The sequence below is a fragment of the Kaistia sp. SLG-1 genome, assembly GCF_059699055.1.
The window spans coordinates 4,274,392-4,295,022 of record NZ_AP048544.1 but is presented as its reverse complement, the minus strand read 5'-3'; the positions used below and the strand labels follow the sequence as shown (position 1 = coordinate 4,295,022).

Genomic DNA, 20,631 nt, shown 5'->3' with positions numbered 1-20,631 from the left:
GCTCCCATTGGCGAGGGGCCCGAAGGCCCCTCGTTGGTATCAGACCAGGTCGTTGTTTAGCCCGACCCGATCCCTGCGGGGGAGCGGCGCGTCCGGATCGAATCTCGTCCAGCCCGCCCCCTCATAGTCGGCACGACGGCGCTCCAGATCCACAGCTCGAGCGTCCTGCAGGACGCCGCGAGCCAGCTCAACCTTATCGTCGGAGACACGGGCCGTGACCAGCGTACCGCCACGGCGGACGCCTTCCGCGTAGACGTTTGCATCCCGCTCGGGCACGCCCGATTCTGTCAGGGCACCGACGATACCCCCGGCGGCACCGCCGACCACCGCGCCTGCGGCGGCTCCGGCCGCCGTTGCGATCAGCCAGCCGGCAGCCACGACAGGCCCCACGCCAGGTATGGCAACGATGCCGAGCCCGGCCAGGAGGCCACCGAGCCCGCCGAATGCGGCGCCTAGGCCAGCACCCGCCCCGGCGTCCGACCCCACGTCCGAGACATCGACATCGTTGTCGGCATTGGATGCGACGAGGCTGATATCATCGCGCGGGACGCCGAGGGCCTGCAGATCGCGAAGCGCGTTGGTGGCGTCAGCACGGCTGTCAAACAGTCCAGAAACGATCGTAGTCATGGGAATATCCTTTCGCCGCGAGGCTCACTTGCTGGTGACGTTGCCTTGGAAATCGACGGCGACATCCATCACGGTTCCGCCCTTCGAAGCCTTGCCGCGCCAGATGCCGTCAGCGTCCTGGACGAGCGCAGACACATCGCTGTAGCCGGCGGCTGCGATGCGATCGCGGGCCTGGCCCTCGGTGAAGCTGTTCTTGCCGGCCACCGGTGCCGCCGGGTTGGTTTTATCGCCGGCGACGGCGGGCGTAGTGGCTTCTTCAGCTAAGGCGGGAGACGCCATGGCCGCGACAAGAAGGCTGGCAAATACGAACTGTTTCATGAGCAAATCTCCAGATTTGGGCATAGCTCGCCGCGCACCGCAGAGCGATGTCACAGAATGAAGGGCGTTGAGTAAGCGATTAGGCTCTAGCGAATGCTTCCGAGCCCGGGATCGCCTGGTGAGATATCAACTGCCTTGAGCGTTTATCGTTCCGCCTGGCAAATGCGAGGATCCCACTTGCTTGGTGTGTTTGCCTCTAAGCCATAGAAGGCGGGCGGTCTCGTGACCTGGTCTCACCCGACGGGAAGGGCTGCAACGATGCGCCACCAGCTTTTGAGAACTATTTCGCTAACCGGCTGATTTTGTTGATTGAGGGCGCCCCCTTCCGGACTCCATCCCTTCTCATGCCGCCCAGCGGCCAAATGAGAAATGTTGGGGGGAACGCTGTGTACGGCCCTCCGCTACCAACAATTCCCAACGATATCATCGACTTGCGGCAAGGCGCCCGATCCGAGGTGCCTTTTCATGTCGCGTCCGAGCCAGCTGCGAAGCTGCAGCCCTGGCGCGACGCCCGTCGATCGCCCTCAACGTATCGATGAGCACCGGCAGGCCCGACGCCAAGCCGATCGCTGCCTATGGCGGGCGAGCCATCATCCTACTTTGCGAAGGAATCGGCCGCTTCTTCGTTTGCACTCGCCGATTTGCTTGCATCGTTTACGTTGACGATCACGCGTTGGAGCAATTCGACGAACGTGTCGATTTCCTCCTGGTTGAAGCCGGCGACCGCCTCTCCGTTTCCCATTGCCAGGATCTCACGCGCCGGCCCGATCTTGCTGATCGCGCTGTCTGTCAAACTAACGAGGCTGCTTCTTCCATCCTTCGGATCCGGCTCTCTGCGGATCAGATCATCCCGCTCCATCCGCGCGAGAAGCTGGGCCATGCTGGGCTGTTCCACCCCCGCGATCCGGGCGAGTTCCTTTTGCGAGAGGGCTTTCCCCTCCATCAAGGCGACCAGCACAGGGAAGTGACTGATGCTGATGCCGATTTTGCGGAATCGAGTGTCAGCGAGCCGAGCGAGCAATCTCCCGGCCGTGGAAACCAGCATAGCGGGCATCACCCCGGCATTCCAGTTTTCCGCCTGTTCGGACATTCGCATTGGCTCCTATTTAATTATTTACATTGGATCCTATTTGTATATATAGTCTCCTATGCATTCGGTTATCACAGGAGGCGACCATGTCGCAACCACCTAGCATTGCGATCATTGGCGGGGGGCCGGGTGGCCTGACGCTGGCGCGAATTCTTGCCCTGCATGACATTCCGGCTACGGTTTTCGAGGCAGATGCCCACCCGCTTGCCAGGCCGCAAGGCGGGTCGTTGGACATGCATCCCGATACCGGACAGCGCGCCCTGCGTCTCGCCGGCCTGGAGCGCGAGTTTCGGCAATTGGCTCGCTACGGGGATCAGGGCGGAAAAGTCTATCATCCCAACGGCGAGCTACTTTTCGAGGATTCTAATCCTCACGGCAACCGGCCCGAAATTGATCGGACGCAGCTCCGGCAGTTGCTGCTGGATGCCCTGCCTGCGGGGACCGTGCGCTGGAACCAGAAGGTTCGGACGGTCAGGCCGCTTGATGATGGTCGCTATGCCGTCATGGCCAACGGAACCCCTGGCGAAGCATTCGACCTCGTGGTCGGCGCTGATGGAGCATGGTCGCGTGTTCGCCCGCTGCTTTCCGATGCCGTGCCCTTCTACGAAGGCGTCATGGTCGCCGAACTCGGCATCGATGACGTCGACGGGGCGAATCTCGCGATCGGTGCGCTGGTCGGCCACGGCAAGATGTTTGCAAAAGGGCGTGCGCGACTGTTGGCAGGCCAGCGCAATGACAATGCGCATATTCGCATCTATGCAGCCTTCCGCGCACCGGAGAGTGCCGTAGTTCTCGACATAACACGGCCGGCCGAGGCCAAGATCGAGCTGGCGAAACTGTTCGCCGATTTTGCCCCCAAGTTTCTCAATCTGATCACGGTGGGAACGTTACTTGCCGTGCGCCCGCTTTACGCGATGCCGATCGGCCATCGCTGGACCAACAGGCCTGGCGTCACGTTGCTGGGCGACGCGGCGCATCTGATGTCACCCTTCGGGGGCGAAGGCGCAAATGGGGCGATGGCAGACGCATCCGATCTTGCCATGGCCCTGATCCGCCATGGCGACTGGCGCCAGGGCGTCGCCGAGTACGAAACCACGGTGTTTCCGCGCGCCAGGGAAGCGGCGCAGGGCGCTTCAGACGGATTGCGGGGAGCCGTCGCGGAGGACGCGCTATCCCATGTTCTGGAGCATTTCACGGCGGCTCGGGATCGAGCCCGTAGCGACGCCCCGCGACAGCTGGATGTTCCAACCCCGAAAGGCCTGTTCGAGACGCGTCTGGCCCAGAAGACGAAGAACAGCAGCATCCAGAAGACGCTGAACGCCACATACCGGTTTGATCTATCCGGCCCCACAGGCGGTAGCTGGATAGTCGATTTCAAAGAGGCCAGCGCTGGAGTGCGAGAAGGGGATGGCCCGTGCCAGTGCACCGTCTCGATGACCGACAATGACTTTGTCGAAATACTGACGGGTGCGCTCGATCCGAGACGGGCGTTCACGAGTGGAAGGCTGAAAGTCCAGGGAGACATGAGCCTTGCCATGAAGATCAGCAATATTCTGACGCCTTGATGTATTTGCTGGTGCTAAATCGCGCCCTGGCTCGAGTTTTCGGGCAGTTTCCTTGCGAATACACGAGGCTACCCCATGAAGCTGACAGCACGAAATCCAGAAATAATACTCTATGTTGCGACCTGCGTATTGCGTCCGACATTTTTCATGATCAATGCCGTTGTATTCTCGACTCCCGTTGCAGTCGCGGCCGAAAGGTCGCCAGGCTTTGCCGTAGATCATCTGCCTTCGACAATATCAATCAGTATAGATGCTGATCAATCTGTCCATTCGAAGCGTGTATTGATCGCAATGGAAAAGGCGCGGCTATGAATAGCAAGGGCGACAATGCCAAATCGATTGGTAGAGACATCGCAGGGCCCGCGTCAAAGCAGGCAATATATCGATCCGCCACGGCAATATTTCTGTTGGCCATCCTCACAGGCTGCGCAAAGGCGCCATTGTGGCAGGCTGGCTCCTTGTCGTCGTACGACAAGCTTGTTCCGACCCACGGGCATGTGACCCAGGCAAACATCCACGTCGATAGTGCCGCCGTGTTGTCCGCGAGAACGGTCAGGATTGTGCCTACGACATTTTCGGCCAGGGCAACTCGGTCGATAGCCAAAGCCGAAGACCGCGCTCTCGTTACCAACACGCTGGACCGGGCGATGTGCGTACGACTGAGCGACCGATTCGAGGTCGTTTCAGAAAATCAGCCGGCCGATCTCACTGTGCATGCGGTCGTGACCAACGTTATTCCGACAGATGCCGGCGCCGCCGCCCTTTCGACGGTCGCCTCTCTGGGAAGCTCCGTTGTTCTCCCCGTTGGTGTTCCGAGACTTCCAATCGGACTGGGAGGGCTGTCCGTCGAGGCCGAGGCTATTGGAAAGGACGGCACCCAGAAGGCAGGCATAGTCTGGGCGCGGGGCGCGAACTCTTTCGCCAACAAGGCACGCGCCTCTCGTGTGGGGGATGCCTATAGCCTGGCGGCATCTTTCGGCAATGATTTCAGCAAGATTCTGCTGATCGGGAAGTCACCTTTCGGAGGTGGCCCCTCGCTTCCGCCGCTGCACCGGGTTCGGTCGGGCCTCGGAGGCCAATCCAAATATGCAGCCTGCGAGGCATTCGGCCGCGCACCCGGCCTCCCAGGCTTGGTCGGCGGCGAGTTGGGTCTTCCGCCGGCCTGGACCGACAAGGTGCCTGAACACGCCGTTGCGAGATCCAGCGTCGCTCAACGCGGGACAGAGTAGCCGGTGACGAGAGAACGCGGGATCGCCATCGACGTGTGAAGCCAACCTCGCGGCATCCGTCGCCTCGCGCATGGCTCGGCTGACTGCGCCAGCTCGGCCCCTGACGCCGCCCCAATCGGCCGCAGCCAAACCCACACGACAGGAACGGGCCACCAGATGAGTGGCAGACCAAGGAGAGTCATGGCGAGCCGCAGTTCCAAGAGGCAGAAATTCGACGAAATCTGGCTCCTTGTCGGCCTGATCGGCATCAACATCTTTCTGGCCCTGCCGATCAACCTCGGCCCGCTGCAGACAGGCGCGCTGATGGATGGCTTGAAGCTGTCGAGCTCCCAAGCCGGAGTTGTGGGCACGATCGAGCCGCTGATCTTCTCGATCGTTCTCGTTTGCTTTCCGCGCCTTCCGCGCCGGTTCGGCACCAGGACCCTTGGCGTTTTCGGTCTGACCGGGGCCATCATCGGCAATGTTGCGTCAGGCATGAGCGATAGCTTCGCGACGATCTGCTTCTGGCGCCTGTTTGTGGGCGCCAGCACAGGGCTTGTCGCCTTGGCGGGCTTTGCCGCCCTCGCTACCGCGGCGCGCGTGGACCGCATGTCAGCGCTCGTAACCGTCGTCGTCACGTTGGTCGGCGTGGGCGTCGTCGTGGTGGGCGGAAATGTGACCCAGGAAGGCGGCTTTCGTTGGCTTTTCTGGTTCAGCGCAGCGATCTCCATCGGCTGCGCCATCATTGCGACGGCCCTGCCTGAGCGCTGGAACGAAACGGGACCGCCGTTGCGGCTCTCCACGGTAGGACGGTCCCCGCTCGCAATCGGCACGGTTGCCTATCTTTTTGCCGGCGGGGCGGTTTGGCCTTTTGTTGAAAGAATTGGCGTCAAGTCCGGGCTAACCGTCAGCCAGGTAGGGGAGGCCCTTGGATTTACGCTTCTCGCGGGACTTGCGGCCGGGGTCGCCGCGCTGGCTCTCGCCAAGCCCGGGCGTGAGCGGACGTTGGCTGTGGCGGGCATACTTTGCTTCGGCGGAGGGTGCGCGATGCTCACGCTTTCAACGACGCCGGCGATCTACATTTCCAGCCTCGTTGTCATGTTCTTCTTCTTCGTCTTCGTCGGGCCATTCCTTACTGCCCTTGCGATGAAGGTGGACGGCACCGGTGGGCTCGCCGCGGCCATCATGGGGTGGTCGACACTGATTTCGTCACTGGCGCCAGCTGTCTCAGGCCGTTTGGTCGAGGGCGACCAATTCGATCGGATGATCTGGCTCGTGCTGGCTTCGACTATAGTCGGCGTCGTCGTACTGGCGCGCGGAAAGCTCGTTGCGCACAGCGTTCCGCCTCCGCCGGAAACGGCTTCAGCGTATCTGTCCGCGCGCTCTGATCTCTGAGATTGGTGATGCGGCCGGTATCGTCGGAGGCTGGCGAGGCCAATGGCGGGCCGGCCTATTTCTTCTGCGGGTGTATCGCCTCGCCGCGTCGGAGCATTTCGACGAAAGCGATGATGCGTTTCTGGCGCCCGGCCTCGGTTTTCAGATTGTTCAGCCGGAAGATCAGCGCGAAGCGGTTTTGCGCGCTGAGACCGTCGAACGTTGCCTTTGCCTGCGGGTCGGCCTCGATCGCCGCCAGCAGATCGGCAGGGATCTCGGCGCCGCTGATACGGTAGGCCTTGTTCCATCGGCCATCGGCCTTGGCGGCTTCGACGTGTTTCAGGCCGTGTTCGGTCATGCGGCCTTCGGCAACCAGCCGTCCGACATTCTCGACATTGACCTGGCTCCAGACGCTCTTCTTGCCGCGCGGGGTGTAGCGCTGGAGGAAGCTCGTCTGGTCCAGGCCCTTGCGGATGGCGTCGATCCAGCCCCAGCACAGGACGACGTCTACCGCCTCCTTGGCCGTGATCGAGGGTATCCCGGAATCCTTCTTGTGCAGCCGGACCCACACTTCCGTTTCGGAAGCATGGTTCTTGCTCAGCCAGTCGTAGAAGTCCTCAGGGCCGGCAAAGGTCCGGACCTTGTCCATATCGACGATAAAGGCGGCCATCGGGGCTCCTGCGCATTCTGCTTTGCGTACCACGTTTATCAAGAGAACTTAGACGAGGTCATCTGCCGGTGTCGTATTCGCGCGGCGCGCCTTACGAAAGCGTATGTTGAGCGACAAGGGCCTCGGCGGTATCGGGTCCTGCATGCTGGAGAGGGAGTTGCGGACGTGTTCCCAACTCAGGGCCTGCCTGTGCCGGATCTGGCGGTCATGACGGAGGACCGGGCATGAAACTGCTCGTGATCGAGGATGACGCCCGGACGTCGGACTATCTCGTGAAGGGTTTCACCGAAGCCGGTCATGTCTGCGATGCGGTGGCGCAGGGCCTGGATGCGCTGACGCTTGCGGCCAACGAGCCCTATGACGTGCTGGTCATCGACCGGATGCTGCCCGGGCTCGACGGCCTGTCGCTGCTGAAGGCCATTCGCGCCGCCGGGGTGAAGTCGCCTGCCATATTCCTCACCGCGATGGGCGGGGTCGATGACCGCGTCGAGGGGCTGGAGGCAGGCGCCGACGACTATCTCGTCAAGCCGTTCGCCTTCTCGGAACTGATGGCGCGGGTCAACGCGCTGCTGCGCCGCCCGCCGGTCCAGGAACACAAGACGGTGCTTCGGACGGCCGATCTGGAACTGGACCTGATCAAACGGACCGCCACCCGCTCCGGACAGCGGATCGACCTGCAGCCGCGCGAATTCACGCTGCTGGAGGTGCTGATGCGCAACGAGGGACGGGTCGTGACCCGCACGATGCTGCTGGAGCGGGTCTGGGACTTCCATTTCGACCCGAAGACCAGTGTCGTGGAAACGCATATCAGCCGGCTGCGCGCCAAGATCGACAAGCCCTTCGACGTGCCGTTGCTGCAGACGATCCGAAACATCGGCTACAGCATCCATGCGCCGCGCTAGGCTGCTCCGCAGCACGCCGTTCCGACTGGCCGTCATCTTCTCCGCCCTGTTTCTCGTCGCCTTCGTCGTCGCCAGCCTCGTCGCCGTGCAGGTGGTGCGGCAAAACCTGGTGGCCAAGCTCGACCGGGATGTCGGCGAGACCTATGCCGTCCTCGCCGCCTCCTATGGCGACAACGATATCGAGGATCTGATCGGCCTGGTGCAGAACCATGTCGCGGTGGCGCGCGCGGCCGATCAGATCTTCCTGCTGACGGGAAGGGGCGGGGCCCGGCTCGTCGGCAATATCGCGCAGAGGGCAGTGTCGCTCGGCTGGTCGACCGCGGCGGCGCGCGATCTCGGCCTCGATGGCGACGCCCGCTACCGCCTGCTCGCCGGCGATATCGGCAGCGGCTATCGCCTCGTCGTCGGCAAGAGCTATGCCGAGATCGAGACCGTCGGCGCGATCACCGCCGTCACCTTCATGTGGGCGACCCTGGTCGCGCTGCTCGTCGCGGTCGCGGGCGGCTGGATCCTGGCGCGGCGCCTGCAACGGCGCATGGATGCGATCGCCGGCACGATGGCCCGGATCTCCGAGGGCGAACTCGGCGCGCGCATTCCGCTCATCGGCAATGGCGACGACATCGACGTGCTCTCCGTCCGCATCAACGACACGCTCGACCGCCTGTCTGGCCTGTTCGAGGGCATGAGGCAGGTCGCGGCCGATATCGCGCATGATCTGAAGACGCCGCTGAACCGGCTGAAGCTGACGATCCGGGCAGCCCTCGGCAAGCAGGAGGCGGGTGAGCCCGTGGCGGCGGAACTGGAGGAAGCCGACGCCGAAAGCGACCGGATCAATGCCACCTTCGACGCCCTGCTGCGCATCGCCCAGATCGAGGCCGGCGCGCGCAAGGCGCGGTTTGCTCCGGTCCGGCTCGGCGACGTCGCGGCTGCGATCGCGGAGGCCTATGTCGAGGTCGCGGGAGAAAGCGGCCGCACGCTGCATTTCGAGGCCGGGGACGTTTCTCACGCCATTTCCGGCGACCGGCAGCTGCTTTTGCAGATGTGCGCCAATCTGGTCGAGAACGCGATGATCCACGGTCCGGCCGGGACAAGCATCGGCCTTCGCGTGGCGGCGACGGACGCCGCAACGACGCTGCGGGTCACGGATGACGGGCCGGGCATCCCCGAGAGCGAACGGGCCAACGTGCTGCGCCGGCTCTATCGCCTGGAAAAGAGCCGGACGACGCCGGGTTCCGGCCTCGGCCTCAGCCTGGTGAAGGCGGTGGCGGACCTGCATGGCGCCAGACTGGTGCTCTCCGACAATCAGCCCGGCCTCTGCGTCACCATCGAGTTCCCCAACCTGCCGCCGCGCCGGACCGTCTGACGTCGCTTTCATACCGATCCGTATGAAGCCCGTCAGGTCGGGGTATGGGGGCTCGGCTATCCCGGTTCGACCGGGAGCGGACGACCGTCAGCAGACTCCCGGCAAAGCCGGCCGACAGCCGGTGGAAAGGGATCCTGCCATGCCCATGATCGACGAGAACCAGACCCGCATCGCCGACAGGATCGCGCCGGCCTTGGCCGCGCGCGGCGGCGCGAGCCTGATGCTGGCCGCCATCGTGTTCGGCGCCGCATTGCTCGCCGCGCCGCTCGCCGCCAGCGCCGCCGCCGCGGTGCCGTGCGAGGACATGCTGGCGCAGCTGCGCGCGGCCAAGGCCGGCGTGACGCTGTCGGCGGCCGATCAGGCCAAGCTCGACGAGCTCGAGGCCAAGGGGGTCGAACGCTGCAACGCCGACGACGACAAGCGCGCCGATGCCTTCTTCAAGCAGGGCATGGCGATCCTCGGCAAATAGCGGCCCTCCCAATCAAGCCCTGAAGCAAGGATGCGAAACATGTCCTTCTCCTCGCCGAGCGCGTTGGACGGCTCGCCCGCCAACCGCGTTCCCGACGTCACCGTCGATTTCTGGCTGATCAAGCTGATGGCCGTCACCATGGGCGAAACGGCGGCGGATTATCTGGCCGTCAACATGGGGCTCGGGCTGACGGCGACCTCGCTGCTGATGGCGGCGATCCTCGTCGTCGCCCTCGTCGCGCAATTCGCCCAGAAGCGCTACGTGCCCTGGGCCTACTGGCTCGCCGTCGTCCTGATCAGCATCGTCGGTACGCTGGTGACCGACAATCTCACCGACAATTTCGGCGTGCCGCTGACGATCTCGACCGTCCTGTTCAGCGGCCTGCTGCTCGCCACCTTCGGCCTCTGGTATGCGTCGGAACGGACGCTGTCGATCCACACCGTCTTCACCACGCGGCGCGAGCTGTTCTACTGGCTGGCGATCCTGTTCACCTTCGCCCTCGGCACGGCGGCGGGCGATCTGGTGGCCGAGCATTTCGACCTCGGCTACCTGACGACGGGGCTGATCTTCGGCGGCGTCATCGGCGCCATCGCGCTGGCCTACTACCTCTTCAACATCGATGGCGTCCTGGCCTTCTGGCTCGCCTATATCCTGACCCGCCCGCTCGGCGCGTCGTTCGGCGATCTGCTGTCGCAGCCGCTCGAATATGGCGGGCTCGGCATGGGCACGATCCTGACCAGCACGATCTTCCTGCTCTGCATCTCCGCCATCGTCGTCTTCATGACGGCGAAGCAGGACGACCGGGCAGCGCTGATCGACCGGGGCGACTAGCGCGGCAAGTCCCCGCGGCTGGCCGCCCATGGCGGCCGGTCGCTGAGGCCGGATCTGCCTTGAACCTGTCGGATCCGTAAGCGGCCCGTCAGGTCACGGCCAGTTTGATGTCGGACGATCCGCCAATCGGAAAAAAACAGGCATCTTCGGGAGGGGATCATGAAGAGCAGGTTCAGGGGCGGTGCCCTGGTTCTCCTCATCGCCGTCGCCAACCTTGGCGGCGCGCCGGGCGGGCTCTACCCGGCCATCGCCCAGGAAAAGCTGGTGGCGCCGGAGCGGAACCCGCCCGGCGACATTCCCGACGACCAGGTCTTCATCGACTACCAGGCGCCGGCCGGATTTAAGGTCAAGGTGCCGGAGGGCTGGTCGCGGGTGGAGATCCCGAACGGCACCCGCTTCTTCGACAAATATGATCAGATCGAGATGACCGTCGGCACGGCCGCCGCGGCTCCGAAGGCCGCCAGCGCCAGGGCGGACGAGGTCGCGGCGCTGGAGAAGAACGGCCACGCCGTCAAGCTGGGCAAGATGCAGGACGTCCGGCTCAAGGGCGGACCGGCGCTGCGCATCGCCTATCTCGCCAATTCCGAGCCGAACGCCGTCACCGGCAAGCAGGTCCGGCTGGAGCACGAGCGCTTCGTCTTCTTCAACCAGGGCAAGACGATCACGCTCGATCTGGCTGCGCCGGCCGGGGCCGACAATGCCGATCAGTGGCAGCTGATCTCGAATTCGCTTCGCTGGCCGTGACATGAATGTGCTCGTCGCCCATGAGCTCTACCGCTTCTTCCATCGTGGCGACGACGAGGTGGCGGCGCTGCGTGGCGTCGATCTCGTCCTTTCGGCCGGGGAGTTCGTGGCGCTCCGGGGGCCGTCCGGCAGCGGCAAGTCGACCCTGCTCGCCTGTCTCGCCGGGCTGGACGACCCCGATGGCGGCACCGTCGACGTGCTGGGCCAGCGCATGACCCGCCGGCCGGAGACCGAGCGCGCCCGCATCCGGGCCCGGCATATCGGCGTGCTGATGCAGACGGGCAATCTGTTCGATCACCTGAGGCTGCGCGACCAGATGCGTCTGCAATGCGGCCTGTCAGACCGGCCATCGGCCGGGGCGGACGCCATTCTGGACGGGCTCGGCCTCGCCGCTCTCGCCGACGCATTGCCACGCGAGCTTTCCGGCGGCGAGGCGGCGCGGGCCGGCCTCGCCGTCGCGATGACGCAGCAGGCCGAGATCCTGCTCTGTGACGAGCCGACCGGTCAGGTCGACGCCGAAACCGAGCGCCTCGTGCTCCGCCGTCTCTCCGATCTCTGCGCCGGCGGCACGGCGGTGCTGGTTGCGACCCATAGCGAGGCGGTCTCGCGCCGCGCCGATCGCATCCTCCCCTTGTCCGACGGGCGGATCGTCCATGTGCAGCGCTAGTGGCGACGTGCTCGTGGAGGCCCGGCAGATCGCGCGATCGTTCCGGCGCGGTGATGGCGAGGTCGCGGCGCTGGCGCCGATTTCGTTCACGATCCGGCCGCGCGACCGGATCGCCGTCGTCGGCCCGTCCGGCAGCGGCAAGACCACACTGCTGCACCTGATCGCCGGACTGGACGAGCCGACCAGCGGCGCGCTGGACTGGCCCGGCCTCGGTTCGAAGGATCAATTACGTCCGCGCCAGATCGGCGTCGTGTTCCAGTCGGCCAGCCTGATGCCGGCGCTGACCAGCGCCGAGAACGTCGCGCTGCCGATCCTGCTCGGCGAGGATGGCGACGATGGCGCCGCCGCCGCGATGCGGATGCTCGCGACGCTGGATCTCGCGGCGCTGGCGGATCGCCTGCCGGAGGAGCTCTCGGGCGGGCAGGCACAACGCGTCGCCATGGCGCGCGCCATGGTGTCGGCGCCCCGGTTGCTCCTCGCGGACGAGCCGACGGGACAGCTCGACCACGGCAGTGCCGCGCTGCTTCTCGACCATCTGCTCGCCTTCCTCGATGGATCCGATACGGCGCTGGTCCTGGCGACCCACGATCCCGCCGTCGTGGCGCGGATGGACCGGGTCTGGCAGCTCGATCATGGCCGGCTCGTTCCGGACGGGCGGGAGGGCTGATCATGCAGCGGCTCTGGTTCTCCGGCCTGGTCCGGGCCCGTGGCTGGCGGCTGTTGGGCGCCATCGCCGGGATTGCGCTCACCGTCGCGCTGATCGCGGCGCTCGGCGCCTTCCTTCGCGCCAGCACGGCGACGATGACGGCGCGCGCCGCCGCCTCGGTGCCGGTCGACTGGCAAGTTCTGGCCCTTGGCGGCTTCGACGCCGAGAGCGCGGCGACCGCGATCCGGCAATCCGGCAGCGTTCGGGCGCTCGAAACGGTCCTTTATTCCGATGTCGCCGGGTTCGAAGCCTCGACCCCGGATGGCGTGCAGACGACGGGAGCCGGCAAGGTGCTCGGCGTCGGCGCCGACTATTTCGCCCGTTTCCCCGGTCAGGCGCGGCTCTTGCTGGGCAACCTGAACGGCGCGTTGGTCGCCCAGCAGACGGCCGCCAATCTGCATGTCGGCCTCGGCGACACCGTCACCATCCACCGCGTCGGCGTCCCCGATACCCAGGCCGTCGTCGGCGGCGTGGTCGAGCTGCCCAACGCCGACGCGCTGTTCCAGGCGATCGGCGCCACCGCCGGCGCCGCGCCGGTCGCACCGCCCGACAATGTGCTGATCCTGCCGATGGCCGCGTGGACCGCTGCCTTCGATCCGCAGGCGGCGGTGCGGCCCGATACGGTGCACCGGCAATTCCACGTGCGCCTCGATCACGGCCGGCTACCGGCCGATCCCGTCGCGGCCAGCCTGCAGGCAACCGATCAGGGCCACCATCTCGAGGCCAGCCTGGCCGGCACGGCGCTGCTCGCCAACAATCTCGCGACTCGCCTCGACGCTGTCCGCGAGGATGCGCTCTACGCCCGCGTCCTGTTCCTCTTCCTCGGCGCGCCCGGTGCCGCGCTGGCGGCGCTGTTGACCTTCGCCGTCGCCGCGGCCGGCGCCGAGACGCGGCGGCGCGATCAGGCGCTGCTGCGGCTGCGCGGCGCCTCGGTCGCCCGGATCACCGGCCTCGCCGCGACCGAGGCGATCGCAACCGGCCTCGCCGGCGCCGCAGCCGGCATCGTCATCGCCGGGATCGCCATGCGGATCGGGCTCGGGCGAAGCCTCGCCGCATCGGCCGATCTGCCGTCGATCGGTCTGGCGATCGCCTGCGGCGTCGCCCTGGCCCTTGTCGCCATCCTCTGGCCTGCATGGCGAAACGCGCAGGGCCAGACCGTGGCCGAGGCGCAACGGGCCGTCGGCGTCGATCGAGGGCCGCTCTGGCTCCGCCTGCATCTCGATCTCGTGCTGGTCGCGCTCGCCGCGCTGAGCTACTGGCGTTCGGCCGCCGGCGGCTACCAGGTCGTGCTGGCGCCGGAGGGCGTCGCCGCCATCGCCGTCGACTATACGGCCTTCCTGACGCCGCTGCTGCTCTGGCTCGGCCTCGGCCTGCTGGCGATCCGCCTCAGCCGAGTGTTGCTGACCCGCGGCCGCGCCCTTGTCTCGACGCTCGTCCGGCCCGTCGCAGGGCGATTGTCGGGCGTCGTCGCCGCTACATTCGCCCGCCAGAGCCGGCGGCTGACGGCCGGCATCGCCATGGCCGCGCTCGCCTTCGCCTTCGCCGGTTCGACCGCCATCTTCAACGCGACCTATGCCGCCCAGGCCCGCGTCGATGCCGAGCTCACCAACGGCTCGGACGTGACCCTGAGCGGGACGCCGGCCTCGCCGGCGTCGCGGCTGTTGTCGTCGCTGGCCGGGCTCGTCTCCGCCGACGCGATCGTGCCGATGCAGCATCGCTATGCCTATGTCGGCGCCGATCTGCAGGACCTTTATGGCATCGACCCGGCGACGATCGGCCAGGCAACCGCTATCGACGACGCATTCTTCGCCAGCGGCGATGCGCGCGCGACGCTCGCCGAACTCGCCCGCACGCCGGACGGCGTCCTCGTGGCGCAGGAAACGATCAACGACTACCAGCTCGCGCGCGGCGACCCGATCAACCTCCGCCTGCAGACGCGATCGGATGGCGGGTATCATGCGGTGCCGTTTCACATTGTCGGCGTGGTGCGCGAATTCCCGACGGCGCCGAAGGATTCCTTCCTCGTCGCGAACGCCGCCTATGTCGCCGAGAAGACCGGTTTTCCCGACAGCGAAACCGTGCTCCTGCGCGCCAAGGTCTCGGTGCGCCAGCTCGCTGGCGATGCCGGAGCCATCGCGGCGGGGACGCCCGGCGTCAGGGTCACCACGATCGACCAGGCCGTCGAGACGATCGGCTCGAGCCTGACCGCCGTCGACCTCTCCGGCCTGACGACGCTGGAACTCGGCTTCGCCCTCGTCATGGTGGTCGCCTCGTCGGGCCTCGTCTTCGCGCTCGGCCTTGCCGACCGGCAACGTGCCTTCGCCATCCTCTCCGCGCTCGGCGCCCGGCCGAAGCATATCGCCGCCTTCGTCTGGAGCGAGGCGGGGCTGATCCTGGCCGGCGGCGCCTTTTTCGGCGGGATCACCGGCTGGCTCGTCGCCTATGTGCTGGTCCGGCTACTGAACGGCGTGTTCGACCCGCCGCCCGAGGCGCTGACCATCCCTTTCGGATACCTGCTGGCCGTCCTTGCCGTCGCGGCGGCGGCCACCCTCGTCGCCGCGACGTGGATGACGCGGCGGGCGACGCAACTCTCAACGACGGAGCTCGCACCTTGAAGACAGATCGGCCGGATCCGGATGGAGACGGCTGTCGGGGCAGGGGGCCAATGCAACGGAGAACCATGATGAAGATACACATTTTGCTCGGCGCCGTGCTCGTCACGGCCGGTCTCGCCGGACCGGCCGCCGCCGCCGAAACGCAGGGAACGATCAAGTCCGTCAACCCGAAGACGGATTCGATCACGCTGTCGGACGGCAAGACCTTCGTCCTCGCCGAGGGCGTCGAGGCCGAGACGCTGAAGGCAGGCGAGAAGGTCAAGGTCACCTACGCGACCACGGCCGGCAAGATGACGGCCTCCAAGGTTCAGATCGTCAAATGACGGGCTGAGCCGCGATGTCCGGGCAGGGAGGCGTCCTGCCCGGGCATGGCACAGAAGGGCTCAGTCCGCCCCTTCGTCGGCCTGGTGCACGGTCGGACCCATTTCCCTCAATGCGCGGATCGTAGCCGGCGAAGCATCTCCCTCGAGGATCAGCTGGCCTATGTCGTTGATCTCGCAAATGCGGAAGGGCGCGACCGTATCGAGCTTGTCGTTGGTGGCCGCCAGCAGGACGTCGCGGCTCTGCTGCACCATGGCGCGCTTGATCTGGGCCTCGTCCCAATCCAGCGCCGTCACGCCGACAAGGGGGGACAGGCCGCAGCTGCCCAGGATCAGCAAATCGGCATAAACCTGCTGCACCTCGCGCAGCGTCTGGGCGCCGAGACAGGCGCCCTTGTCCGGGTTGAACACCCCGCCGAGCAGGATCGTCGTGCAATTGCGATGCCCCGCAAGGGCCACGGCAATGGCCGGGGAATTCGTGACGACCGTGAATTTCCGGTCAAGCGGCAGGGCGCGCGCGATGGCGACATTTGTCGAGCCCGCATCGATGAAGATCGTCTGGGCCTCCTTCACCAGGCCGGCTGCGACATGTCCGAGCCTCGCCTTCGAATCCCGGCCTGCCAGCAACCGTTCTCCCAGAGGTCCGCCATCGGGGGCCGGCGAAACGGCCAGCGCGCCGCCATACACCCGGCGGCACAGGCCGGCCTTCGCCATCTCGCGCAGGTCGCGGCGGATGGTGTCCTCGGACACGCCGAATTGGCCCGCCAGCTCGGCGGCGAGAACCCTTCCATTCTCTGCAAGTTCCTGCCGAATTCGTTCATGTCGTTCGTCCGTGAACATCCGTAGCATTCCTTGTTTAAACACGTTGTTGCGCATTTATGCGCGTTCTGCAAGGATGGCCTCGTCGCTGGCTCGACGGGGTGTCCCTGGCAGGTCCCCCTCCGGCCGGGCGCCGTTCCAGAATTCGCCGTGGATTATTGAAGATAAACGCGATGCGCACTCATTCCGATTTTCCGTTCAACCTGGCAGGCTTTGATCATGTCGTCTTCCGGGTCGACGATCTCCGCAAGGGCATGGATTTCTACATCGGCGTCCTCGGATGCGAGAAGGGATACGCCTATCCGTCCGGCGGAATGGAGCCGCTGTGGCGTCTATCCGGACGGCACGGCGGGGGAGGGCCAAGCGCATGACGCCTAGCCTTCACCACATCGCGGTCTGGGTGTCCGACCTGGACGCGGCCGCCGATTTCTGGGAGCGCCACTTCAACGCCATTGTCGGTCCCCGCTATGACAGCAAGCGCCAGCCGGGCTTCGCGTCGCGGTTCGCCTATTTCGGCCAGAGCTTCCGGATCGAGCTGATGGCGAGGCCCGGCCTCGAGCCCGGCCCGGATCACCATCTCGGCTGGACCCATGTCGCCCTGTCCATGGGTGCGACGGATGCCGTCGACGCGGCCGCCGAGCGCTTTGCCGCCCTGGGTCTGCTCCTCGAAGGCCCGCGCCGCACCGGCGACGGCTACTACGAGGCGGTCGTCAGCGGACCCGACGGCGTCCGGATCGAACTGACCGTTTAACCCAGCTCAAGGCACGTTCGTGACCCTCACCGCTTCCCGGCGCATTTCGCCCCTGCAAGAGCTCTGGTCGTCGCCGCTCTATCGCGGCGCGACCCTTGCCATGTTCCTCTCGGGGCTGGGCACATCCGCCGCCGCGCCGCAGATCGTCCTGTTCCTGGTCCGGGAACTCGGCACGTCGCTGCCGATGGCCGGGCTCTATTATCTGACCAGCCTGACGGCGCCGATCGCCGGCTACCTCGTCGGCAGCTATTCCGATCGGACGGGAGGCCGGCTCGGGCTGTTCCGATTGTGCGCGATCGCCGGCTTCGTCGGGTGGGCGGGCTTCGCGGTGTCGACGCAAGCCTGGATCCCGTTTGCCATCGGGGCGGTCATCCTCGCCTTCTCCGGCGCCGCAGCGTCGCAGATATTTGCCGCCGTGCACGATGAACTCGTCCGAAATCCGGGCAAGGCGAACGACGATGTCGTGGCGATCATTCGCATGGCGCTGACGGCGGGCTGGGTCATCGGCCCGGCGCTGGGCGCCTGGTTCGCGTCCGAGACCAGCCTCCGGGCGCTGTTCTGGGCGACCGCGATCTTGTTCCTGGCGCAGATCGTTCCCTTGGGGCGGCTCAAGGTTTCCGCGCCTTCCCGCGCCGCCAAAACGACGGCCGACCCCGAGGCGGCCGGCGGTGCGCGCTTCAGCGCGATGCTGCCGCTGCTCGCCTTCACCGCGCTCTTCGTGCTGGTCTATGCCGGCGAGGCCATCAAGTACGGCTTTCTGCTGCTCTATATGGAAGAGCATCTGCGGATCGCGCCGGGCGTCCGGGGCGCCATCATCGGCGTCCAGCCTCTGATCGAGCTGATCATCATGCCGTTCAGCGTGGTGCTCGGACGACGGTTCGGCCCTCTCAACCTCATGGCCATTGCGGCGGCGCTCTGCGTGGCGGCGAACCTCTGCTTTGCCGGCTGGCCATCGGTCGCCGGAATGTTCGCCGGCCAGATCCTCATGGGCGGCGTCTGGGGACTGTTTGCCGTGCTCGGCATCCTCGTCGCCCAGCGCCTTCTGCCGGGCGCGGTCGCGACCGCCTCCGCCATCTTCATGAGCTCGAGCGCGCTCAGTTCCGCCGTCGGAGGCGTCGCGGGAAGCATCGGCGTCGCCGCCTTCGGCCTTCCGAGCGTCTTCTATATCCCGGCCGTCTTCGCGGCTCTGGCCGTCCTCGGTCTCGCCGCCATGGCGAGACGTCACCCGCTTCGATAGTCCCCCGACCAAAGGCCCTGTTATGATGGCTCAAACCTCGACATTCCCGCACGCCCATCCGCTTTCCGGCAGGCGGGAGCAGATCGCCACCCGGGCCGTGTTCCTCGTGGCCGGCCTCGGCCTCGCATCCTGGGCGCCGCTGGTGCCCTTCGCCAAGGCGCGCCTCGGCGTGGACGACGCCGCGCTCGGCATATTGCTGCTCTGCCTCGGGCTCGGATCGATCGTCGCCATGCCGATCACGGGCGCGCTGGCGAGCCGGCTCGGCTGCCGCACCATTCTGGTGCTCTCGGCGCTGGTCTTTGCGCTTGTCATCCCCTGGCTGGTCCTGTCCAGCTCCGTCCTGTCGCTGGCCATAGCGCTCATCCTGTTCGGCGCGAGCATCGGCACCTTTGACGTCGCCATGAACATCCAGGCCGTGATGGTGGAAAAGGATAGCGGCCGGCACATGATGTCGGGCTTTCACGGCCTGTTCAGCCTCGGCGGGATGCTGGGAGCGGGCGGCGTCAGCCTCCTTCTCGGCACGGGCCTGCCGCCGCTCTCGGTCACGCTGATGATCGGCGCCCTGCTGATCCTCCTGGTGATCTCGGCCTATTCGGGTCTTCTTCCCTATGGCAACCGGGAAGCCGCCGGTACGCCGCTGTTCGTGCTGCCGCGCGGCATCGTCATCTTCATCGGCGCCCTCTGCTTCATCGTCTTCCTGGCCGAAGGCGCCGTCCTCGACTGGAGCGCGCTGTTCCTGATCTCGAGCCAGTCCGTCGAACCCAGCCATGCCGGATTCGGCTACACGATGTTCGCGGTCGCGATGACGCTTGGACGGCTGACCGGAGACCGGATCGTCCGGGCGGTCGGCGGCACGGTGATCCTGGTCGTCGGCGGCATACTGAGCGCGGCCGGGTTCCTGATCGCGGTTTTCGCCCCGAGCGCGACCATCGCGCTCGCCGGTTTCCTGCTCGTCGGTCTCGGCGCCTCCAACATCGTGCCGGTCCTGTTCACCGCCGCCGGCAGGCAGACCAGCATGCCGGCGAGCCTCGCCGTCGCGGCCATCACGACGCTCGGCTATGCCGGCATCCTGCTCGGACCGGCGGCGATCGGCTTCGTCGCCCAGCACCTCAGCATCGGAGCCGGCTTCGTCGCCATCGCCATCGGCCTGCTGGTGGTCGGAATCGCGGGCCCCGCCGTCTATCGCCGCTGACTGGGCGAGCTGCGTGCCCCTTCGGCGGGGATAGAACCGAAGGAACTACCTTTGGTTTTGGGCGGGAACGATCCTATACTCGCGCTTGCAAGGTCGGGGCAGGAGGCGCGGGTGGGGTATGTGGTAGCGTTCGTGGCTGGGGCGGTCAGCGCGACCATCGTCCTGCTCGCCGTTCAGGCTTTCCTCACGTCGCTGGATGATCCGTCAAAGGATTTGCAGCAGCCCCGCCGGACGTATGGCCCCTAGTTCCTCGGCTGGTCGCTAGTTGCGGCCGTCACCCCGGAAAAAGCGGCCTGCCTTTTTCGAGGGCAGGCCGGATCTGCAATCGAACCGGATTTCGCGCCGTCCGGCCGGACAAGCGGCCCTCAGCCGGCGATCCCCGGATGAGGGTCAGGCCGTCTGCGGCTGTTCCCTGGCGCGCAGGATGAAGTCGGCCGGCCGGCTCTCGCTCAGGATGAGATCGCCGTTCGGCAGGTCGTTGTCGAACACCTTGGCGCGGATCTGCTCGTCGTCGAGACCGAGCGATCGCCAGCGCTCAATCAGGCGCTGCTCCAGCAGCTCCCGGCTTTCCCGGATCATCACGGAGAAATCGAACAGCGGCGCCAGTTCCGACCAGGGCTCGCTCTGCAGCAGCAGATAGTTGCCCTCGACGATGATGTAGCGCGCCGAGCTGGGAATGATCGCCGCCCCGGCGCGGGCAATCTCCAGCGAGCGGTCGAACACCGGCGCCGCGACGAAGGGCTCGTGATTGTCCGCGAGCCGGCGCAGCAGGGATTTGAGGCCGGCGACATCGAAGGTGTTCGACGCCCCCTTGCGGGCGCGCAGGCCCCATTGGTTCAAGACCGCATCGTCGAAGTGAAAGCCGTCCATCGGCACCAGCGCGGCTTCGCCCGGCGTTTTCGCGTTGATGGCCTTCACCAGCGCTTCCGCCAGAAACGACTTTCCGGCGCCCGGCGGACCCGCGATGGCGATCAGGGATCGCGCGGCGGGGAGGGCGCGAACCCGGCGCACGAGCTCCTCCCCGCCGTCGAAATAGCTCTCGATGGTCATCAATCGTTCCTCTTGAATCGTTCTTCTTGCCCGCCGAAGCGCGTGTTCCTCGAGCCGATCAAATCATTCGAGGCTTCGATTGTCAGCGATCGTTTTTCTGGATGTCGCGAGCG

Annotated in this window: 23 protein-coding genes; 17 read left to right on the top strand and 6 right to left on the bottom strand. The window is 66.0% G+C overall.

Annotation, left to right across the window (positions count from 1 at the left end; translation table 11 throughout):
- Window positions 1–39 precede the first annotated feature (39 nt).
- The 3 genes from AC6HZP_RS19870 to AC6HZP_RS19860 form a co-directional block, all read right to left on the bottom strand.
- On the bottom strand, window positions 40–627 hold the full coding sequence (locus AC6HZP_RS19870; RefSeq protein ID WP_497524251.1) for a hypothetical protein: 588 nt from the start codon (window positions 625–627) through the stop codon (window positions 40–42).
- 24 nt (window positions 628–651) lie between these two features.
- The gene (locus AC6HZP_RS19865; RefSeq protein ID WP_497524250.1) at window positions 652–945 is read right to left on the bottom strand and encodes a hypothetical protein; all 294 of its coding nucleotides are present in this window, start codon (window positions 943–945) and stop codon (window positions 652–654) included.
- Between the two features lie 595 nt (window positions 946–1,540).
- Window positions 1,541–2,035, bottom strand: a complete 495-nt coding sequence (locus AC6HZP_RS19860) for a MarR family winged helix-turn-helix transcriptional regulator (protein WP_497524249.1) — start codon at window positions 2,033–2,035, stop codon at window positions 1,541–1,543.
- A gap of 86 nt (window positions 2,036–2,121) precedes the next feature.
- On the opposite strand from AC6HZP_RS19860, the gene AC6HZP_RS19855 reads away from it, so the two are divergent.
- The 4 genes from AC6HZP_RS19855 (at window position 2,122) to AC6HZP_RS19840 (ending at window position 6,203) form a co-directional block, all read left to right on the top strand.
- Window positions 2,122–3,600, top strand: a complete 1,479-nt coding sequence (locus tag AC6HZP_RS19855) for an SCP2 sterol-binding domain-containing protein (protein WP_497524248.1) — start codon at window positions 2,122–2,124, stop codon at window positions 3,598–3,600.
- Between the two features lie 75 nt (window positions 3,601–3,675).
- Complete coding sequence (locus AC6HZP_RS19850; RefSeq protein ID WP_497524247.1) at window positions 3,676–3,912, top strand: hypothetical protein; 237 nt, start codon at window positions 3,676–3,678, stop codon at window positions 3,910–3,912.
- Window positions 3,909–4,829: a DUF3313 domain-containing protein gene (locus AC6HZP_RS19845; RefSeq protein WP_497524246.1), complete on the top strand. Its 921-nt coding sequence runs from the start codon at window positions 3,909–3,911 to the stop codon at window positions 4,827–4,829. Before AC6HZP_RS19850 ends, AC6HZP_RS19845 begins: the two co-directional genes overlap by 4 nt.
- 180 nt (window positions 4,830–5,009) lie before the next feature.
- A complete protein-coding gene (locus AC6HZP_RS19840) occupies window positions 5,010–6,203 on the top strand; it encodes an MFS transporter (RefSeq protein ID WP_497524245.1) in 1,194 nt (397 codons plus the stop codon).
- A gap of 55 nt (window positions 6,204–6,258) precedes the next feature.
- Here the strand turns inward: AC6HZP_RS19840 and AC6HZP_RS19835 are convergent, their stop codons facing one another.
- Window positions 6,259–6,852 (bottom strand): YdeI/OmpD-associated family protein, encoded by a 594-nt coding sequence (locus AC6HZP_RS19835; RefSeq protein WP_497524244.1) that lies wholly within the window; start codon window positions 6,850–6,852, stop codon window positions 6,259–6,261.
- 224 nt (window positions 6,853–7,076) lie between these two features.
- On the opposite strand from AC6HZP_RS19835, the gene AC6HZP_RS19830 reads away from it, so the two are divergent.
- The 9 genes from AC6HZP_RS19830 to AC6HZP_RS19790 all read left to right on the top strand — a co-directional run bounded on the left by AC6HZP_RS19830 (window position 7,077) and on the right by AC6HZP_RS19790 (window position 15,472).
- Window positions 7,077–7,754, top strand: coding sequence for a winged helix-turn-helix domain-containing protein (locus AC6HZP_RS19830; RefSeq protein ID WP_201400715.1), 678 nt, complete (start codon window positions 7,077–7,079; stop codon window positions 7,752–7,754).
- On the top strand, window positions 7,741–9,117 hold the full coding sequence (locus AC6HZP_RS19825; RefSeq protein ID WP_497524243.1) for a sensor histidine kinase: 1,377 nt from the start codon (window positions 7,741–7,743) through the stop codon (window positions 9,115–9,117). The genes AC6HZP_RS19830 and AC6HZP_RS19825 overlap by 14 nt, the downstream gene beginning before the upstream one ends.
- A gap of 145 nt (window positions 9,118–9,262) precedes the next feature.
- Window positions 9,263–9,586 (top strand): hypothetical protein, encoded by a 324-nt coding sequence (locus AC6HZP_RS19820; protein WP_497524242.1) that lies wholly within the window; start codon window positions 9,263–9,265, stop codon window positions 9,584–9,586.
- A 39-nt stretch (window positions 9,587–9,625) separates the two neighbouring features.
- A complete protein-coding gene (locus tag AC6HZP_RS19815; protein WP_497524241.1) occupies window positions 9,626–10,417 on the top strand; it encodes a COG4705 family protein in 792 nt (263 codons plus the stop codon).
- Window positions 10,418–10,576: 159 nt separating this feature from the next.
- Window positions 10,577–11,161 (top strand): hypothetical protein, encoded by a 585-nt coding sequence (locus AC6HZP_RS19810; RefSeq protein WP_497524240.1) that lies wholly within the window; start codon window positions 10,577–10,579, stop codon window positions 11,159–11,161.
- Between the two features lies 1 nt (window position 11,162).
- Window positions 11,163–11,828, top strand: a complete 666-nt coding sequence (locus AC6HZP_RS19805) for an ABC transporter ATP-binding protein (RefSeq protein ID WP_497524239.1) — start codon at window positions 11,163–11,165, stop codon at window positions 11,826–11,828.
- Window positions 11,815–12,495 carry an ABC transporter ATP-binding protein gene (locus AC6HZP_RS19800; protein WP_497524238.1) on the top strand — a complete coding sequence of 227 codons (681 nt, stop codon included), beginning with the start codon at window positions 11,815–11,817 and terminating at the stop codon, window positions 12,493–12,495. The genes AC6HZP_RS19805 and AC6HZP_RS19800 overlap by 14 nt, the downstream gene beginning before the upstream one ends.
- 2 nt (window positions 12,496–12,497) lie before the next feature.
- Window positions 12,498–15,149, top strand: coding sequence for an ABC transporter permease (locus tag AC6HZP_RS19795; protein ID WP_497524237.1), 2,652 nt, complete (start codon window positions 12,498–12,500; stop codon window positions 15,147–15,149).
- A gap of 68 nt (window positions 15,150–15,217) precedes the next feature.
- Window positions 15,218–15,472: a DUF1344 domain-containing protein gene (locus AC6HZP_RS19790; protein ID WP_497524236.1), complete on the top strand. Its 255-nt coding sequence runs from the start codon at window positions 15,218–15,220 to the stop codon at window positions 15,470–15,472.
- Window positions 15,473–15,532: 60 nt separating this feature from the next.
- Here the strand turns inward: AC6HZP_RS19790 and AC6HZP_RS19785 are convergent, their stop codons facing one another.
- Window positions 15,533–16,345, bottom strand: a complete 813-nt coding sequence (locus tag AC6HZP_RS19785) for a DeoR/GlpR family DNA-binding transcription regulator (RefSeq protein ID WP_497524235.1) — start codon at window positions 16,343–16,345, stop codon at window positions 15,533–15,535.
- 2 nt (window positions 16,346–16,347) lie between these two features.
- Here AC6HZP_RS19785 and AC6HZP_RS19780 point away from each other — a divergent pair, with 2 nt between their 5' ends.
- Genes AC6HZP_RS19780 through AC6HZP_RS19765 form a run of 4 tightly spaced genes read left to right on the top strand, consistent with a single transcriptional unit; the run spans window position 16,348 to window position 19,468 of the window.
- Window positions 16,348–16,659 carry a VOC family protein gene (locus AC6HZP_RS19780; protein ID WP_497524234.1) on the top strand — a complete coding sequence of 104 codons (312 nt, stop codon included), beginning with the start codon at window positions 16,348–16,350 and terminating at the stop codon, window positions 16,657–16,659.
- Window positions 16,656–17,039: a VOC family protein gene (locus tag AC6HZP_RS19775; RefSeq protein WP_497524233.1), complete on the top strand. Its 384-nt coding sequence runs from the start codon at window positions 16,656–16,658 to the stop codon at window positions 17,037–17,039. The genes AC6HZP_RS19780 and AC6HZP_RS19775 overlap by 4 nt, the downstream gene beginning before the upstream one ends.
- 19 nt (window positions 17,040–17,058) lie before the next feature.
- Window positions 17,059–18,276: an MFS transporter gene (locus tag AC6HZP_RS19770; protein WP_497524232.1), complete on the top strand. Its 1,218-nt coding sequence runs from the start codon at window positions 17,059–17,061 to the stop codon at window positions 18,274–18,276.
- A 22-nt stretch (window positions 18,277–18,298) separates the two neighbouring features.
- Complete coding sequence (locus AC6HZP_RS19765) at window positions 18,299–19,468, top strand: MFS transporter (protein WP_497524231.1); 1,170 nt, start codon at window positions 18,299–18,301, stop codon at window positions 19,466–19,468.
- A 390-nt stretch (window positions 19,469–19,858) separates the two neighbouring features.
- On the opposite strand, the gene AC6HZP_RS19760 is transcribed toward AC6HZP_RS19765, so the two are convergent.
- The gene (locus tag AC6HZP_RS19760) at window positions 19,859–20,518 is read right to left on the bottom strand and encodes a nucleoside triphosphate hydrolase (protein ID WP_201400704.1); all 660 of its coding nucleotides are present in this window, start codon (window positions 20,516–20,518) and stop codon (window positions 19,859–19,861) included.
- Window positions 20,519–20,631 lie beyond the last annotated feature (113 nt).

Bases quoted from the DNA above. Each gene is read 5' to 3' on its own strand.
- AC6HZP_RS19790 (WP_497524236.1), top strand. From the start codon at position 15,218: ATGAAGATACACATTTTGCTCGGCGCCGTGCTCGTCACGGCCGGTCTC.
- AC6HZP_RS19840 (WP_497524245.1), top strand. From the start codon at position 5,010: ATGGCGAGCCGCAGTTCCAAGAGGCAGAAATTCGACGAAATCTGGCTC.
- AC6HZP_RS19865 (WP_497524250.1), bottom strand. From the start codon at position 945: ATGAAACAGTTCGTATTTGCCAGCCTTCTTGTCGCGGCCATGGCGTCT.
- AC6HZP_RS19775 (WP_497524233.1), top strand. From the start codon at position 16,656: ATGACGCCTAGCCTTCACCACATCGCGGTCTGGGTGTCCGACCTGGAC.
- AC6HZP_RS19845 (WP_497524246.1), top strand. From the start codon at position 3,909: ATGAATAGCAAGGGCGACAATGCCAAATCGATTGGTAGAGACATCGCA.
- AC6HZP_RS19835 (WP_497524244.1), bottom strand. From the start codon at position 6,852: ATGGCCGCCTTTATCGTCGATATGGACAAGGTCCGGACCTTTGCCGGC.
- AC6HZP_RS19805 (WP_497524239.1), top strand. From the start codon at position 11,163: ATGAATGTGCTCGTCGCCCATGAGCTCTACCGCTTCTTCCATCGTGGC.
- AC6HZP_RS19785 (WP_497524235.1), bottom strand. From the start codon at position 16,345: ATGCGCAACAACGTGTTTAAACAAGGAATGCTACGGATGTTCACGGAC.
- AC6HZP_RS19870 (WP_497524251.1), bottom strand. From the start codon at position 627: ATGACTACGATCGTTTCTGGACTGTTTGACAGCCGTGCTGACGCCACC.
- AC6HZP_RS19815 (WP_497524241.1), top strand. From the start codon at position 9,626: ATGTCCTTCTCCTCGCCGAGCGCGTTGGACGGCTCGCCCGCCAACCGC.
- AC6HZP_RS19780 (WP_497524234.1), top strand. From the start codon at position 16,348: ATGCGCGTTCTGCAAGGATGGCCTCGTCGCTGGCTCGACGGGGTGTCC.
- AC6HZP_RS19850 (WP_497524247.1), top strand. From the start codon at position 3,676: ATGAAGCTGACAGCACGAAATCCAGAAATAATACTCTATGTTGCGACC.
- AC6HZP_RS19800 (WP_497524238.1), top strand. From the start codon at position 11,815: ATGTGCAGCGCTAGTGGCGACGTGCTCGTGGAGGCCCGGCAGATCGCG.
- AC6HZP_RS19855 (WP_497524248.1), top strand. From the start codon at position 2,122: ATGTCGCAACCACCTAGCATTGCGATCATTGGCGGGGGGCCGGGTGGC.
- AC6HZP_RS19795 (WP_497524237.1), top strand. From the start codon at position 12,498: ATGCAGCGGCTCTGGTTCTCCGGCCTGGTCCGGGCCCGTGGCTGGCGG.
- AC6HZP_RS19830 (WP_201400715.1), top strand. From the start codon at position 7,077: ATGAAACTGCTCGTGATCGAGGATGACGCCCGGACGTCGGACTATCTC.
- AC6HZP_RS19825 (WP_497524243.1), top strand. From the start codon at position 7,741: ATGCGCCGCGCTAGGCTGCTCCGCAGCACGCCGTTCCGACTGGCCGTC.
- AC6HZP_RS19860 (WP_497524249.1), bottom strand. From the start codon at position 2,035: ATGTCCGAACAGGCGGAAAACTGGAATGCCGGGGTGATGCCCGCTATG.
- AC6HZP_RS19810 (WP_497524240.1), top strand. From the start codon at position 10,577: ATGAAGAGCAGGTTCAGGGGCGGTGCCCTGGTTCTCCTCATCGCCGTC.
- AC6HZP_RS19765 (WP_497524231.1), top strand. From the start codon at position 18,299: ATGATGGCTCAAACCTCGACATTCCCGCACGCCCATCCGCTTTCCGGC.
- AC6HZP_RS19760 (WP_201400704.1), bottom strand. From the start codon at position 20,518: ATGACCATCGAGAGCTATTTCGACGGCGGGGAGGAGCTCGTGCGCCGG.
- AC6HZP_RS19820 (WP_497524242.1), top strand. From the start codon at position 9,263: ATGATCGACGAGAACCAGACCCGCATCGCCGACAGGATCGCGCCGGCC.